This window comes from Streptococcus sp. FDAARGOS_192, from assembly GCF_002073815.2.
In the GTDB taxonomy this organism is placed as follows: domain Bacteria; phylum Bacillota; class Bacilli; order Lactobacillales; family Streptococcaceae; genus Streptococcus; species Streptococcus salivarius_H.
Window position 1 is genome coordinate 921,740 of the sequence record NZ_CP020431.2, and the last position, 13,718, is coordinate 935,457.

Below are 13,718 nucleotides of genomic sequence, written 5' to 3' on the forward strand. Positions count from 1 at the left end.
GGCCTCCTAGTTTTTCAATTCATTAATGACAAGATTGATAAAACTTTTAGCCATAGTGATGAGAATGTAGGCTGAGATAGACAAGCCAATAATCATGCCCAAATTTGAGAAGATAGCTTCAAAGTTTCCTTTTTCAAAGATGTCAGTAAACATGCTAAGTCCAGCAAAGACAGTTCCGATAACAGCGTAGATAAGGTAAGATGTTTTGATTTTCATGAGATGACCTCTTTCGTTTTTTATTATTTCTAAGTTATGACTAAAGTATATCTTTTTGGTCATTCTCTTTTTAGCACCAGATGTCATGACATGACATGACATTTGTCATGTGACGTAAAGGCAAGAAAAAAGAGCTGACCTTTCAGTCAACTCTAACTTAAGTTATAAGCAAAAGGAGGTTCTTCCGTCATTTTGACACTATCCGTTTCTAGCCTTGAAATTATAATTTCAAGGCCAGCATGTTAACTGTCATACCTGCTGCTGTTCCCAAAAGGTAGACGACATCTCCTTCTTTAACTAATCCATGATCTAATGAATAAGCCAAACCGAATGGAACAGATACAGAAACCATATTTCCGTAGTCAGTAACTATATTAAGGTATTGGTCTTCGGCAATACCCAATTTATCCATAACCAAAGATAAGGCACGGCTAGCTTGATGGGGAATGATGTAGTCCACATCGGCGAGAGCTAAGTGAGTTTTCTCTTGGAATTCTTGGAACATATCAGGAAGCTTATGTGCTGATAAGAGGAGAATCTTCTTGCCCTTCATATCAAACATAAAGTCCGTTTTTGTCTTTTCTGAATATTTTTTAGGATGGTAAGAAGTCAAACCTCCACGGATTTCAGTATCATGGGCACCTTCTGACCAGGTATGTTGAAGACTTGCAATAACCCCTTTGTCTTGAGAACTTGCTTGGAAGATAAAGGCTGCTGCTCCGTCACTAAAGAGTTCAAAACTTTCTTTTTGTTTCGGATTAAGCCCCAAACTTCCAACTTCACTGGATACAATCAAGACACGATGGTATTCACCAGCTTCAATCAAGTAGGACATTGTTGATAAAGCTGAGATAAAACTTGTACAAGTCGTATTGATATCCATGGCTGGGATGGCAAGTCCTTTTGCCACGCGCTCATGAATCAAGGCTGCTGTACAAGGAATAGGCTGCACACCAACTGCACTGGCTGAGACAAGACAATCTATGTCTTCAATTTTCAAATTGGCATTTTCAAGAGCTCGTTGGATAGCCACTTCAGCCAAATCTAACTGTGTTTCTTCATCTTCTACAACACGATAACGTGTTTGGTTTTTGAATTGTACGGTTTGTTTTGGAAGACAAACGCCATAACCTGCGATTTCAACATGTCTTTTTACTTCTGTCATTGTCATTCATCCTTTCATAAACGCTGAATACGTTTGAGTTTTCGACTGGTATCCCAATGATAATCGGAAAAATGGATTTCCGGAACCTTAAACTGTTTTTGCTGCGCCAAGAGTTGAAACTGAGCTGTGATTGCTGCTTCTACTTGCTCGTCTCGTTGGCTGAGACAGACTTCAACAATCTTCTCTGAATGTTGCTTGACTTGATAGTCTCCAACATTTTCCACAAAGAGAATACAACGCCTGATAAAATCAGGATAGATTGTCACCTGTCCTCCATCCTGACCTTCAAAGTAGAAGATGTCATCAGAGCGACCTTCGACCTTGTCAATCCTTGTATAATGAGAACCACATGAACAAGGTTCAGGATTCTCAACCAAGATATCATTAAGTTTGTAGCGGTAAACAGGTTGACTGCTTCGCTTGAAATCCGTTATTACTGGATAAAATCGACGCTCATCCAGATACTCTTTCTCTACAAAAATGATATCCTCATTGAGGTGAAGATGTCCTGCAGAACAAGTGCAGGCTAGAAAACCTTCCGTCGCTTGATAAACCTGGTCAATAATGGGGAGCTTAAAAGCGCTCGAAATGCGAATTCTATCACTATCCTCTAAAATTTCTGCTACAGAGACAATTTTTTGCGGTGAGATAGACAAGTCTCCTGCCTTAAGACGCTTGCTCAACTCTATTAACATGGAAGCTGGTGCCACAACAATCGTCGGTTGATAATGATTAAGACGTTCAATATGTTCATCTGTATTTTTGAAAATATCGAAGTATTCTAATCGTATCAATGCTGTATTGATAGTCTGGTAGAGTTCATTATCTGCTCTCAGGAAAAAGGCAATTCGGTGGCCAAAAAGATGACCCTTGGGCAACATCTTAGCTAAAATAGCTGCCGCCCACATGCTTCGCTCTTTCTCAGTCGTGATGAAGAGGCCACGATGTCCCGATGTTCCTGAAGATAAACCAACAGCTACTTCACCTTTAAGTTCGGTGAAGTCACGAGTCTTTTCACTCTCAATAGCTAAGACTAAAGCCTCATCACGATCGATGCCTTGAGTGTTTAACTCATTAAAATGCGCCATCATAAAGGTCTTATCCATATGGTCAAAGTCAGTAGGGACACCATTTTTGAAATAAGGAGACTCTCGCTTTAGAAAATCCATATAGTTAGATAATTGCTTTTTCTGATAAGCTTCTAGGTCTGCTCTCGTTTTGAAGTTGTGAAGCCATCTGGTTTGGATAAAGGTTTTAAGAAAGGTTATTTTTTTCATACAAGATACGCTCTATCCTTTCTACAGGGTCATGGCTAACTAGTACTTCCGTCCCATCTTTTAGGATGTCCTCTAGTAACTCAGTTCCCTTAATATAATCCGACATATTATCCTGAACCAAGGACGGAATGAGGTGCATTTGTTTCGTATAAGGTAGCAAATCGACACCCCAGCACAAGTCCGCTGCGATAAAAAGATTATAATCTGGAATATAGAGACAAGCCTGACCCTTGGCATGGCCATCAACAGAGGCTACCAAGATACTTCCATCTCCAAATAAATCATAGGTCGGACGATAGGGAAAAGTTGAGTTTTGTTGATTAGCCTTGATTACTGTTACCTGTTTCTCAAAAGAGGCTGGTAAAAATTCCTTAAAAATCAAATCCTTCAACTTAGGCTTCTGATAAACCTCATAAACCTCCTGAGTCAGAAGGAAGCTCGCATTAGGAAAGAAGCCAGCTCCTCCCAAATGATCAGGATGCAGATGGGAAAGCATAACATAGGTAATGTCCTCAGGTCTAATCCCCCTCGCCTTCAACAAGCTTGAAATCTGATCCTTTTCTGTCATCTGCACCGGCGTTCCCAAACGATACAAGCCATAGCGAAGCTTGGTCTTAATATCGTAGTGATAACCTGTATCATAAAGCAGATAGCCTTTATCTCTGTGTTTGATTAGAAAGACACCGGCTGGAAAGGTCATTTTTTTATTCTTAACTTTCTTGAACAAAAGACCAGTATAGCTTGTACAATATCCCGCAGGAAAATAATCAATGCTTTCGATAATCTTGGACATATTGTTCAATCCCTTCTGAAATCGTTATTTTAGGCCGATAGCCCAAGTCACGCTCCGCCTTGCTAATATCCAAAGTCTGACTATAGCGTAGCAAATAATAGGTATAGCGTGTTAGGGCTGGCTCTCCTTTGAGCTTTAGATTCTTATAAATAAACTCCAAACTACTTGAAATAGCAGACACAAGTGGAGCTGGGATTTTGCGATAACGGATGGGATAGCCCAAACCTCTCAAGGTTTCCTCAATCAAGTCTCTAAATACTCTGGGTTCTCCATTGGTAATATTATAAACTTCTCCAGCTGCTTGAGGAGTTTCCAAAGCCAGACGAATAGCCAAAGCAACATTTTCCACACAGGTCATATCCATCAGTTGACGACCATCACCAATCAAAGGAATACCGATCTTCTGGCTAAGATTAAGAACACGTGGCAAAATGCTGGTGTCTCCAATCCCAAAAAGTCCACGAGGTCGCAATATAACACTAGACACATCAGGATAATCTTTAAATAGTTTTTCTGATGCCAATTTACTTCGAATGTAATTGTTAAGCCTATTTTCCTGAGGGGCATCGCTTTCTTTGATACCAAGCTGGTCTCTAGGCGCTGCATAAATACTTGGAGACGACACATATACTAAGCGCTTGATATTAGCCTCACGACAAGCCTCAAGGACATATTTAGTTCCTAAGACATTCGTTTGGTAAAAATCTTCCCAAGGACCCCAGACAGTTGACAAAGCACCGGCATGAATGACCATATCCATTTCCTGACAAGCTTTGGTCAAATCCTCTTGGTTTGTCAAATTTCCTTGAACAAAGGTCACAGAGGCATTTACCAGAGATTGGCCAATTGTATGATTACGACCGAAAGCTCGGACTTGATAACCGTGATCAACCAATTCTTCCACGACATATTTGCCTAAGAAACCTGTAGCCCCCGTTACTAAAACTTTCTTCATCGTTTTTTCTCCTTGTCTGCCAGTAGGCGAGCAATTTCACCCTCCACTACTTCTGTAGGATGATATGACTTGGCAGCATGACTTAAAGCCTTTAGCTCTGACCAATCTTTCTTAGCCAACAACGCCTCAAAAGCTTTCCCAATTGCCTTATCATCCTCTCTTTTAACAGTCAAAGCTACACCTGCCTCAAGTCCACGAATAGCATAGTCATACTGGTCATAATCGTGTGGCAGTATTAGGGCTGGCTTGTTATTTATAATACATTGGAAAAAAATACCTGAACCACCATGGTGAATAACATAATCCATCTGGGGAATGTATTCATTGTAGGGAAGATAAGAAACCACTGAAACATTATCCATTAATTTTTGGCATTGGAATTCTTGTCCACCAAGACCTAAAGTTACAAAAAACTGACACTCAGGATGAGACTTAGCTAACAGCTTCGTTTGGTATATCAAATTATTCTTTGCCCAGTCCAATTGGGTACCACAAGTCACAAAGACAATTTTACGATTTGCAAAAGGCGACAAATCAAGAGGATAATCCTCACATCGCTCAACTGAACCTCCAGTTGGACCCACCCAGAGATAATGTTCTGGGAATCCTTTTTTGATTTCCAATTCTTTCATACCTATTCCTAAAATAGAATACGGTGAATAGATGCTCTCTTGTCCATTTTGGTCGTACATCTTAAAACCATAGCGTTTTAATCGATTTCGTAATAAAAAAGCGGCGGAGTACTTCAAAAAACGTGTCATTTTTCTGCCTAGCCATTGTTGAATCAATTGATTGCGATTCTTCGGACTTCCCATTCCTCCGAAGAAACAAGGAGGACCATCCGTCGTTTCAATAGCAAATTGTGTAGCCATTGTCGTTATCCACGGAATCCCCATTTGCTCTGCAACAAGTCCACCCGACAAGCTGACATAATCGGCAATAACTAAATCAGGTCGGTTTACTTCCCATTCCGCTAGTAATTGATCGGAAACAAGATTAATAATATCAAGACCAGCTGATAGCTGACGATAAGCAGAAAAAAGGCCCAATTGCTCCTTATTATTAGCCACCCTTTCAAAGTCCATTTCATGACCTTCAAGAATAGTAACAACCTTAAAGCCTGCTGCCTCAGCTACTGCACGTTTCTGTTGTCCTGTGAATAAACGAATATCATAGCGAGGATTTTTTAATAAAGGCATTAGCAGATTCATGGTTGGATAAAGGTGCCCACTTAATGGGACGATAACCACATCAATTTTTAGTTTTCCCATAACACTAGCATAGCAAATTTTTTTTGAAAGAACTACTCAAAATCAAATACTACCTAAAATCATTTTCTCTGAATAGATACACTTTTTAAGTAAGATTTTTTATCCATTAATCAATCAAAGCTTGCCACAAATACTTTATCACAAAACTTTTCAATATTCTTTTTAGAATCTCCTAACTCACTTCCATCATAACAAATGTTCTTTACATAGGAATTGAGAAGTAGTTTTCTGTCTCAGTAAAATCTGATAAACTAGAGTTATGCAAACAACAGACTCATATAGCAAGGCAATTATTTTAGGAGCTACAGGAGGAATTGGACGTCACCTAGCGACTGAACTGGCAAAACATCTTGATTTTCTGGTTCTAGTTGGCCAAAATCCAGACAAATTATCCCAACTGCAAAAAGAATTAGCTGGAAGCAAGGCTCAACTTTCAATCAAGGTTTTAAATCTGTGTGATAAGGAAGCACTGGAGAATTTTGGAAAGGTATTAGATGCAGACCTTCTGGTCAATTGTGCAGGACTAGCTACTTTCTCCATAGGGAGTGATTTAGCCACAGAAAAGGAACAAGAGCTCTGGCAGGTGAACTACCATGCTCCAGTCCAGCTAATGAAATTGCTAGTGCAGAAAAATCGGAAAATCCGGCTAGTCCAACTTTCTTCACTGGCAGCTCTTTTTCCCCATCCCTATTTAGCGGCATATAGTGCCAGTAAGGCTGCTCTGCAAACTTACGTTCTAGCCCTCCATGAGGAGCTAATAAATGCAGATTCTCAGGTCCGAATTTCGCTTTACCTTCTTGGACCAGTCCAAACCCCCATTTTCTCTCAAAAACTCGTTGATGCTCTAGGAGGTAGTCGTTTTCAGATGAAGCCTGATAGAGTAGCACGTCAGTTGTATCGATTATTTGAACAGGGGACTCCCTATGCTGTTGTTGGTCTTCGCTATCGATTGTTGATTTATCTAGGAAAGCTACTCCCTCAAAAATGGATTATACATTTCATTTCTAGATATTTACGAAAGGGACTTAACATATGAAACTAATTTTTATAATTATAGCAGTCGCCTATCTCCTTCTCTTCCTCGTTCGATGGCTACTGTCACTAATCTATTACAAAAAAGGCAAATCTGATGTTACTGACTTCCCAGAAAATCTATTTACAGTGGTCCAACCAATTCTCTCCGGTGACCCTCGCTTGGAGAGTGATTTACGAGCCAATCTGCAGCAAACAAAAACAGTAGAATTTTACTGGTTAATTGACCAGTCTGACACAGAAGCTCAGCGTGTAGCAAACAAAATTTGCCAAGATGAGTTATTTTCTCAGCGTATACGAATCTTTCTTATTGAAGATGTCCCTCAGGGGATTAATCCAAAGAGTTATAAGATTGAGCAAGTTGTAGAGGATCTGACCCGACCTTACCTCATTGTTTTGGACGATGATAGTGTAATTGATTTTTCTAAAATGGGGGAACTGACTGCCTATCTGGGTCAAGAAGTCATTTTGACTGGGATACCCTATAACCAAGAGAGAAGCAATTTCTGGTCCAAGCTGGTAGCAGCATTCGTCAATGGCAATTCCTTAATCACCTATTTCACAATGGCACAAGTTGAAGCCAATCACTCTATCAATGGAATGTTTTATATCCTACCAGTAAATCTTGTAAAAGACCAAGATCTCTTTACAGCTATCAAAGATTATCTTTGTGATGATTTGGCAGTGGCTGATTTTCTAAGTAGTAAAGGGGTATCCATTGTTCAAACGCGAGTTACCTGTAATGTCCGTACGACCATCAAGAGTGCCACGCAGTATTTGCTCCAGATGAAGCGTTGGCTTCTCTTTAGTTCCATCTATTTAAAAAAACACCTGGACTTCAAGGTCTTTACCCTCATTGGCTTAACAAGTTTTCTGCCTCTTCCAATCATACTTTTGACTCTTTTTTTAGGTTGGCCTTATCTACTTGTAGCTCTGGTTCTACTACTGATTAAGGCAATCTGGATGCTCCTTTATAGACAAAGCATACTAATGAATCAACTACACTTGGACGAAGTCCTATACGAAGTACTTAATGATTTCTTGCTTCCATGGTTATTTCTTTATGTCCTATTGACTCCTCCTGTGATAAACTGGCGGGGTCGAAAGATACGTGTGACGGATGGGAAGATTCGTTATGAGTAAGATAAAGTCGTATCTAGATCGTTTGTCTGATTTATCTCTTGATCAGACATTGTTGACATCTGATTGCTTAGTCCTCTTTCTTAGTGGGAGCAGTGATTACACTTGTGCTGGACTGACAGCTGTGCAACTTGACCTCCTCCATGCTATTTGTCCATCTGATTATTCAGTAGTAGCCAGTAATTTTCCTTTCAATCAAAGATTTGATCATATGAAGTCTCCTCAAGTATCACTTTTATCGGCTTCTTTATCAAACATTGTCTACTACTGGCATACAGTTTTGAACCCTTGTTTTCAAAAACTTTTACAACTACACATGTCTCCCTTGTTAGAAACTAAGGAAGTGATTGTTGTCTGTAAGAGTTCAGGGGTCAATATGCTTACCCAATGGTTGAATCATTTGGATAACGAGATATCCCTTCCAAGATTTCGCATAATTGCACTTGGACCTGTCTCCCAAAAACTCTTAGACAACAAAAAGCTAGAGGTATTGGTGATTAAAGGAAAAAAAGATCCATATTCTCAATTCTTGGATTCCCACCAAGCGGATATCCTAGTGGATACGGATCATTATAGCTATGAATATAAAGAAGATGTGAAAGGAATCATCTATGACTGGATTAGACAAAGTGATAAAAATCGATGTGATAAGCGTTCCATTTAGTGGTCATTTATTTCCGACCTTGACACTGGTGAAACCCTTGTTAGAAGACCCTCGTTTTCAAATTCGTGTCATTACAGGTTATCAAAAGAAGAAATTAGTTGAAAAAATTGGCTTTGACTGTGTTGCCTTATTTCCAGATCGTCCGACAGTGATGGAAGATATCGCCAATACCTCAAAGCAAGCAAAACCACATATTATGTACCAACAATTAATCGCAAATAGCAAACTAATTCCAGAAGTTATAGACGAAATCAAGCGAATTTGGGAGTCCGATGGAAAACCAGATTTGATTATTGCAGATTTCATTGCAGCTCCTGCTGGTATTTTAGCAGACCGTTTGGGAATTCCCTGGATTACGACCCTCCCAAGTCCAGTAGCTATTGAGAGTCGCACAACTACTCCTGCTTATTTAGGAGGTTGGAAACCCCATCAGGGAATCCTCTACAAATGTAGAGATGCACTGGGTAGACAGATTATTCGCATGGCAAAAAGAATTGGCTTTGCACTTGTTAAAAGAAATCTTAAAAATTTACAAGATTTCAAACTTTATAGAGAGGATGGTACAGAAACCATCTATTCTCCTTATTCAATTCTGGCTCTGGGAATAAAAGAGTTGGAGTTTAGAGATGATTTTCCATCCCATCTTAAGTGGATTGGTTATCGCTGCCTTTCTTTTGACAAACTACCCAAGGAACAAGAACAGTATTTCACGACCTCTCAAAAACGTGTGTTAGTGACTTGTGGTACCCATTTAAAATGGGAAAAAGAAAGAATGGTGAAATTGGCCAAAATACTAAGTCAAGAATATCCTGACTATCATTTTTATGTCACACTAGGTAACCCAAGTGGTTTGCAAAATCCGCCACATCATCTAAATAACAATCTTTTACTTTTTGATTATCTGCCCTACACAGACATTCTAGATAAAATGGACTTTGCGATACATCACGCTGGTTCAGGTATTCTAATGGGATGTATCGAACAAGGTATTCCTAGCCTTATTCTTCCTCAAGATTTTGATCAGTTTGATAACGCCTTACGAGCTGAGTTAGCCCAGGTAGGACTTGTCTCTCGAAAAAAAACAGAGTCTGAAGTCTTAGATTTATTCCAAGCATTAATTTCTCAAAAAGATTGGTCTAAATTACATTCTCTAACTCAGATAAGCAAAGCCTATCAACCTACAGAAATACTTTATCAAGAGATTGAAAGACTCTTAAACATAGATAAATAATCTTATTAACAAAACTTAGGTCCTCTCCTAAGTTTTTTTGTAACTTTTAGTCATTATAAAAAGCCGACCAAAGGTCAGCTTTCTATAGTCTAATATCTCTCAGCAAGTTCGTAATAAGTGCGAACGACACGTCCTTTATAATGCACTCTGACTTTCCGTAGCCAAAGGCTATCACCTTTTTCAAGGGTATAGAAGTCATCTCGACTAACGAAGAAGTTACGTTTTGCCTCACCAACTTTAACGACTAGGAAATGATTGGTACTCGTTCTTAGTGCCTTAGCAATTCTCTTTCCAATGATGACACCTACAACCTTAGACCAGTCTTCGCTATAATAGCCCATCTTGGTTAAAATAAAGAGAAGAAATTTATCCGTTAGTATCCAAACACCAGCAGAAAGAGCAAGTACGAAAAAGATAAATACTCCTGTCACCAAGCCCAGATTACCACTCTCACGGCCACTGTCAAACCAGAGATGCAAACCTTTCTCATTTCCAAAATACAGCAGGGCTAGAAAAATACCTGTAAGGAGGAGAGAGAAGACTCTTTCAATATTTCTCAAAATAAAATCTTTCATGTCTCTACTCCTTTTCTACCGTAGTGTAGCTACCATTTTCACTTTTGATAGCAATATCTGATGACATGGCAACTGATAAAGTAATTGGACCACGAACTTGGCCATCAGTATCTCTGAGTTCCCAATTGCTACCGTCGTTACTTGTGGCTAACCCCTTGTCTACTTGACCATTTTCATAAACTGGCAGGACATAGACCTCTGTCACCCCCGGTAGTTCTTGATGCTGTCCTGTCGAGCTGTCCTCAATCACAAAGGTTGAACTAGCTTGGTCATAGACCACTTTCTTTGTATCAGAAATAGGCTTATCTGATTTTTTAGCCAAATCAGATATGGCTGAAGCTGCCTTATCTACCGTTCCCTGTGAGACCAGTTCATTTCCTGTAAGGCCCGAAATAACTTGAATCTTCTTAGGCTGTGACTGGACCATTGCTCGTGTGAAAAATCCATTGGCGAGGAATAAAATACCACATACCATTACTAGAAAGGATAAGACAATCACCCCTCCACCTGTCCGTGTGGGCTCTGTCACTTCTGTCATTGGACGAAGAGGAGGTCCTTGCCAAGCGGTCTTTTTGTGTCTCATATCCAAGAGGTCACAAAGGTAGGCTTCCAATAATGCGAAGTTATATTCCTTGGCTAGACTTTCAATTCCTTCCAAGGTCTCATAACTTAGGCCACCTCTTTCAAGTATGGTGCCAATAGTCTTGGTGAAGCGGTAAGAAAAATCCTGATCCTCCAACCAGCCCAAAGCAGCACACTCACTCATATAATCTTTGAGTTTAGAAATAGTCAGAGTATTATATAGGAAATATAGTTCAACAGTCTGAAGAAAACTATCCTGCTTTTCGATAGATAAATCTTCTCTTAAGACAGAATCATTGAGATTACTTTGATGAGGCTCACTGTGATTGAACGTTTCATAAATATCTGATAAGGCTAACTCATCCAGTTGCTCCTGTTCTTCTTCAGCATCCACCTGCTGAACCTCATATTCAGTCACTTGCTCATCGTCGACTTTTCCAGTCGCATAATCCGTAAGCTCAAGTTCATCAAAACTTTCTTGCCCTTGACCAGACTTGCTACTATCTGCAGCTTGTTTAAAGGAAGCTTCTAGCTGAGAGGCAGACACCATCCCAACCACACTGCCATCGGCCTGTTTGTATCCTATGACGGCACTATTCTCCTCATTTCCAGAATGCGATTTTTGCCAGGCAAGGGCCTCTTGATAAGCCTTTTGCAGGCGTTGGAAATTTTCAGGATCATCCTCAGGGTGATAGACCTTACTCTGTTTGGCATAGGCTCTCTTGATATCCTTAAGATTATTGGTTGGTTGAATGCCCAAAATCGACCAAAAATTCATGCGTCACCTCCTATCTCCAGAAATTAGGGTCATCAGACCTATCAAAGGGCTCACCATTCTCCTCATGGTCGTCTTTTTCTTGACGGAAAATATCCAAATCATCTAGTGACATGATATTTTCAATGCTATCAAGATAAGCTTGGTAGCGTTTCACGATTTCTTTTCGCTTCTTAATATTGTTAATAGCCAACTGATAGCCTTTTTCAAAATCTTCCATCTGCCACAAAAAATGTAGTTGCATCTTATAAGGCATCTCCATGACTAAACGATAGGCACGCTCAGACTGCGTTTTAAAGTCGGCCTCAAAGGACAATTGATCAGAGACAAGTTTAATATTCTCAAGGTGCTCACTCTTGTCGACCTCTTCGATTTTACTTTGACTACCGATACGATACGTTTTAGTCTCGCCTGTTGACCCCAGTTTAACCTCTATATAGAGCATGGAATTAATATCGTAAGTAAAGGTGGTCTCAAAAAACTCTGTCTTAGTCGCAGTCCCAGGAACATCGATAATAAACTCATCCAAAAAAAGATTTGCCTCAGGATCAAGCGATTCTCCCTGATAAATCATAAAGCGACATTGTTTCTGTCCCCGACTGGCATAATAATATTTGCTGGCTGAGGTCGGTAGGACAGACAACTTATTAATAACCTTTGAAAAGATATTTTTATCAAAGTCAGAGTCATAGGCACTGATTCCCAATGAGAAAGGACAAATATCAGTAATCACCAAATCTTTGACCTTTTCCTGACGCTCTTTGACAGCTAAATAAGTCCCCAAACCACGCGCAACCAACTCATCCATATCCTTCAAACGCTTAATAGGAAGATTGAGAAGATTCGTGATATAGGATTGAACCAAAGGCATCATGCTAGACCCACCGACCAAGATAAAGGCATCTAGCTCATGAGCCCTGTAGCCGCTATCACTCACCGCTCTACCAATGACTTTCTTAACACGATCAAGAACAGGTTGAATAATGGACTTAAGCTCAGCTTGAGTATATTGTTTCATGTAATATTGGTCATCGTAAGTTAAGGAGACTGCAGCCAATTTTTCCTTTTGTAGCTTGAGCTTGCAACGTTCTGAAGACAAGAGGAGACTAGACTTTTGCTTGGTGTCTAACTTCTCCAAATCAATCCCTTGAGACTGACAAAAATCTTCAGCGATAGCCTTATCAAAGTCGCTACCACCCAAGAAATTATCACCTGCAATGGAAACGATTGAAATCACATTATCAAAACAATCAACCACAGAAACATCAAGCGTTCCTCCTCCAAAGTCGAAGACGATGAAAGACTCGTCCTTGCCAATCTTGTGACAAGAAATGGCTGCCGCAGAAGGCTCGTTAATCAATCGTTCCACTTTAATACCCAATCGTTGTCCGATAGCCTTGGTCGCTGAACGTTGTTTCTCGTTAAAATAAGCCGGCACACTAATGAGCACCTCATCTACTTTTTCACCTAAGTAACTCTCCGCATCAGCTACTAATTGTTTAACCACCAAAGTTGACAAATCAGTTGCCGAGAAAGCTTCTCTATCAAGGTAAAAGATTTCATTGGTTCCCATTGAACGCTTAAAGAGTTGAGCCGTATTTTCAGGATCAGTCACTAAGCGTTCCTTCGCAATTTTTCCAACCGTCAAGACATCGTCAGACACATGGACCACGCTAGGCGTCAAATATTCGCCAAAACCATTTGGAATCAGCTCAACCTCACCTTCACGATAGGTAACCGCTAGACTATTAGTCGTCCCCAAATCAATACCAATTGTTGCCATAACATTCTCCTAAACTGCTTTTGTCCTTCCATTATAACATAGTCAAAAATGTCCTTTTCAAGAAGTAAGTAAACTATTTCAAATGTGCCATGAACTAAGAAAGTAAGCAAAGAATGACAGATGATTCTCTTTGAGAACGAAGTGAGTATAACTGAGACTTTTCACTGTGATAAAAACCCCTGAAGAACTTAAACTTCAGGGGTTCGGAAGTTTCGAGACCTTAGACTCGAAACTTAGGCATGGAACTTCTTTGAAGTTC

At 39.9% G+C, this 13,718-nt stretch carries 13 protein-coding genes; 4 read left to right on the forward strand and 9 right to left on the reverse strand.

Annotated elements, in window-relative coordinates; all coding sequences use genetic code 11:
- Positions 1 to 6 precede the first annotated feature (6 nt).
- The 6 genes from A6J31_RS05430 to A6J31_RS05455 form a co-directional block, all read right to left on the reverse strand.
- Entirely contained in the window at positions 7 to 216 is a 210-nt protein-coding gene (locus A6J31_RS05430; RefSeq protein WP_061652336.1) for a hypothetical protein, read from the reverse strand.
- Positions 217 to 436: 220 nt separating this feature from the next.
- Complete coding sequence (locus tag A6J31_RS05435; protein ID WP_008534924.1) at positions 437 to 1,381, reverse strand: 3-oxoacyl-[acyl-carrier-protein] synthase III C-terminal domain-containing protein; 945 nt, start codon at positions 1,379 to 1,381, stop codon at positions 437 to 439.
- Positions 1,382 to 1,395: 14 nt separating this feature from the next.
- Positions 1,396 to 2,658, reverse strand: a complete 1,263-nt coding sequence (locus tag A6J31_RS05440) for a F390 synthetase-related protein (RefSeq protein WP_080610625.1) — start codon at positions 2,656 to 2,658, stop codon at positions 1,396 to 1,398.
- Positions 2,636 to 3,451: an MBL fold metallo-hydrolase gene (locus A6J31_RS05445; RefSeq protein ID WP_080610626.1), complete on the reverse strand. Its 816-nt coding sequence runs from the start codon at positions 3,449 to 3,451 to the stop codon at positions 2,636 to 2,638. Before A6J31_RS05445 ends, A6J31_RS05440 begins: the two co-directional genes overlap by 23 nt.
- A complete protein-coding gene (locus tag A6J31_RS05450; protein WP_070575201.1) occupies positions 3,426 to 4,406 on the reverse strand; it encodes an NAD-dependent epimerase/dehydratase family protein in 981 nt (326 codons plus the stop codon). Before A6J31_RS05450 ends, A6J31_RS05445 begins: the two co-directional genes overlap by 26 nt.
- A complete protein-coding gene (locus A6J31_RS05455; RefSeq protein WP_080610627.1) occupies positions 4,403 to 5,677 on the reverse strand; it encodes a glycosyltransferase in 1,275 nt (424 codons plus the stop codon). Before A6J31_RS05455 ends, A6J31_RS05450 begins: the two co-directional genes overlap by 4 nt.
- 259 nt (positions 5,678 to 5,936) lie before the next feature.
- Here A6J31_RS05455 and A6J31_RS05460 point away from each other — a divergent pair, with 259 nt between their 5' ends.
- The 4 genes from A6J31_RS05460 to A6J31_RS05475 are packed head-to-tail and all read left to right on the forward strand — an operon-like array spanning position 5,937 to position 9,744.
- Positions 5,937 to 6,713 (forward strand): SDR family NAD(P)-dependent oxidoreductase, encoded by a 777-nt coding sequence (locus A6J31_RS05460; RefSeq protein WP_080610628.1) that lies wholly within the window; start codon positions 5,937 to 5,939, stop codon positions 6,711 to 6,713.
- Complete coding sequence (locus A6J31_RS05465; RefSeq protein ID WP_080610629.1) at positions 6,710 to 7,852, forward strand: glycosyltransferase; 1,143 nt, start codon at positions 6,710 to 6,712, stop codon at positions 7,850 to 7,852. Before A6J31_RS05460 ends, A6J31_RS05465 begins: the two co-directional genes overlap by 4 nt.
- Positions 7,845 to 8,513 (forward strand): hypothetical protein, encoded by a 669-nt coding sequence (locus tag A6J31_RS05470; RefSeq protein WP_080610630.1) that lies wholly within the window; start codon positions 7,845 to 7,847, stop codon positions 8,511 to 8,513. The genes A6J31_RS05465 and A6J31_RS05470 overlap by 8 nt, the downstream gene beginning before the upstream one ends.
- On the forward strand, positions 8,461 to 9,744 hold the full coding sequence (locus A6J31_RS05475) for a glycosyltransferase (RefSeq protein WP_080610631.1): 1,284 nt from the start codon (positions 8,461 to 8,463) through the stop codon (positions 9,742 to 9,744). Before A6J31_RS05470 ends, A6J31_RS05475 begins: the two co-directional genes overlap by 53 nt.
- 89 nt (positions 9,745 to 9,833) lie before the next feature.
- On the opposite strand, the gene A6J31_RS05480 is transcribed toward A6J31_RS05475, so the two are convergent.
- Genes A6J31_RS05480 through A6J31_RS05490 form a run of 3 tightly spaced genes read right to left on the reverse strand, consistent with a single transcriptional unit; the run spans position 9,834 to position 13,459 of the window.
- On the reverse strand, positions 9,834 to 10,319 hold the full coding sequence (locus A6J31_RS05480; RefSeq protein WP_080610632.1) for a hypothetical protein: 486 nt from the start codon (positions 10,317 to 10,319) through the stop codon (positions 9,834 to 9,836).
- A gap of 4 nt (positions 10,320 to 10,323) precedes the next feature.
- Positions 10,324 to 11,679 carry a J domain-containing protein gene (locus A6J31_RS05485; protein ID WP_080610633.1) on the reverse strand — a complete coding sequence of 452 codons (1,356 nt, stop codon included), beginning with the start codon at positions 11,677 to 11,679 and terminating at the stop codon, positions 10,324 to 10,326.
- Between the two features lie 10 nt (positions 11,680 to 11,689).
- Positions 11,690 to 13,459: an Hsp70 family protein gene (locus tag A6J31_RS05490; protein WP_080610634.1), complete on the reverse strand. Its 1,770-nt coding sequence runs from the start codon at positions 13,457 to 13,459 to the stop codon at positions 11,690 to 11,692.
- Positions 13,460 to 13,718: the final 259 nt, after the last annotated feature.

Excerpts from the sequence above, each read along its gene's own strand:
- A6J31_RS05430 (WP_061652336.1), bottom strand. The coding sequence starts at position 216 with ATGAAAATCAAAACATCTTACCTTATCTACGCTGTTATCGGAACTGTC.
- A6J31_RS05435 (WP_008534924.1), bottom strand. The coding sequence starts at position 1,381 with ATGACAGAAGTAAAAAGACATGTTGAAATCGCAGGTTATGGCGTTTGT.
- A6J31_RS05440 (WP_080610625.1), bottom strand. The coding sequence starts at position 2,658 with ATGAAAAAAATAACCTTTCTTAAAACCTTTATCCAAACCAGATGGCTT.
- A6J31_RS05445 (WP_080610626.1), bottom strand. The coding sequence starts at position 3,451 with ATGTCCAAGATTATCGAAAGCATTGATTATTTTCCTGCGGGATATTGT.
- A6J31_RS05450 (WP_070575201.1), bottom strand. The coding sequence starts at position 4,406 with ATGAAGAAAGTTTTAGTAACGGGGGCTACAGGTTTCTTAGGCAAATAT.
- A6J31_RS05455 (WP_080610627.1), bottom strand. The coding sequence starts at position 5,677 with ATGGGAAAACTAAAAATTGATGTGGTTATCGTCCCATTAAGTGGGCAC.
- A6J31_RS05460 (WP_080610628.1), top strand. The coding sequence starts at position 5,937 with ATGCAAACAACAGACTCATATAGCAAGGCAATTATTTTAGGAGCTACA.
- A6J31_RS05465 (WP_080610629.1), top strand. The coding sequence starts at position 6,710 with ATGAAACTAATTTTTATAATTATAGCAGTCGCCTATCTCCTTCTCTTC.
- A6J31_RS05470 (WP_080610630.1), top strand. The coding sequence starts at position 7,845 with ATGAGTAAGATAAAGTCGTATCTAGATCGTTTGTCTGATTTATCTCTT.
- A6J31_RS05475 (WP_080610631.1), top strand. The coding sequence starts at position 8,461 with ATGACTGGATTAGACAAAGTGATAAAAATCGATGTGATAAGCGTTCCA.
- A6J31_RS05480 (WP_080610632.1), bottom strand. The coding sequence starts at position 10,319 with ATGAAAGATTTTATTTTGAGAAATATTGAAAGAGTCTTCTCTCTCCTC.
- A6J31_RS05485 (WP_080610633.1), bottom strand. The coding sequence starts at position 11,679 with ATGAATTTTTGGTCGATTTTGGGCATTCAACCAACCAATAATCTTAAG.
- A6J31_RS05490 (WP_080610634.1), bottom strand. The coding sequence starts at position 13,459 with ATGGCAACAATTGGTATTGATTTGGGGACGACTAATAGTCTAGCGGTT.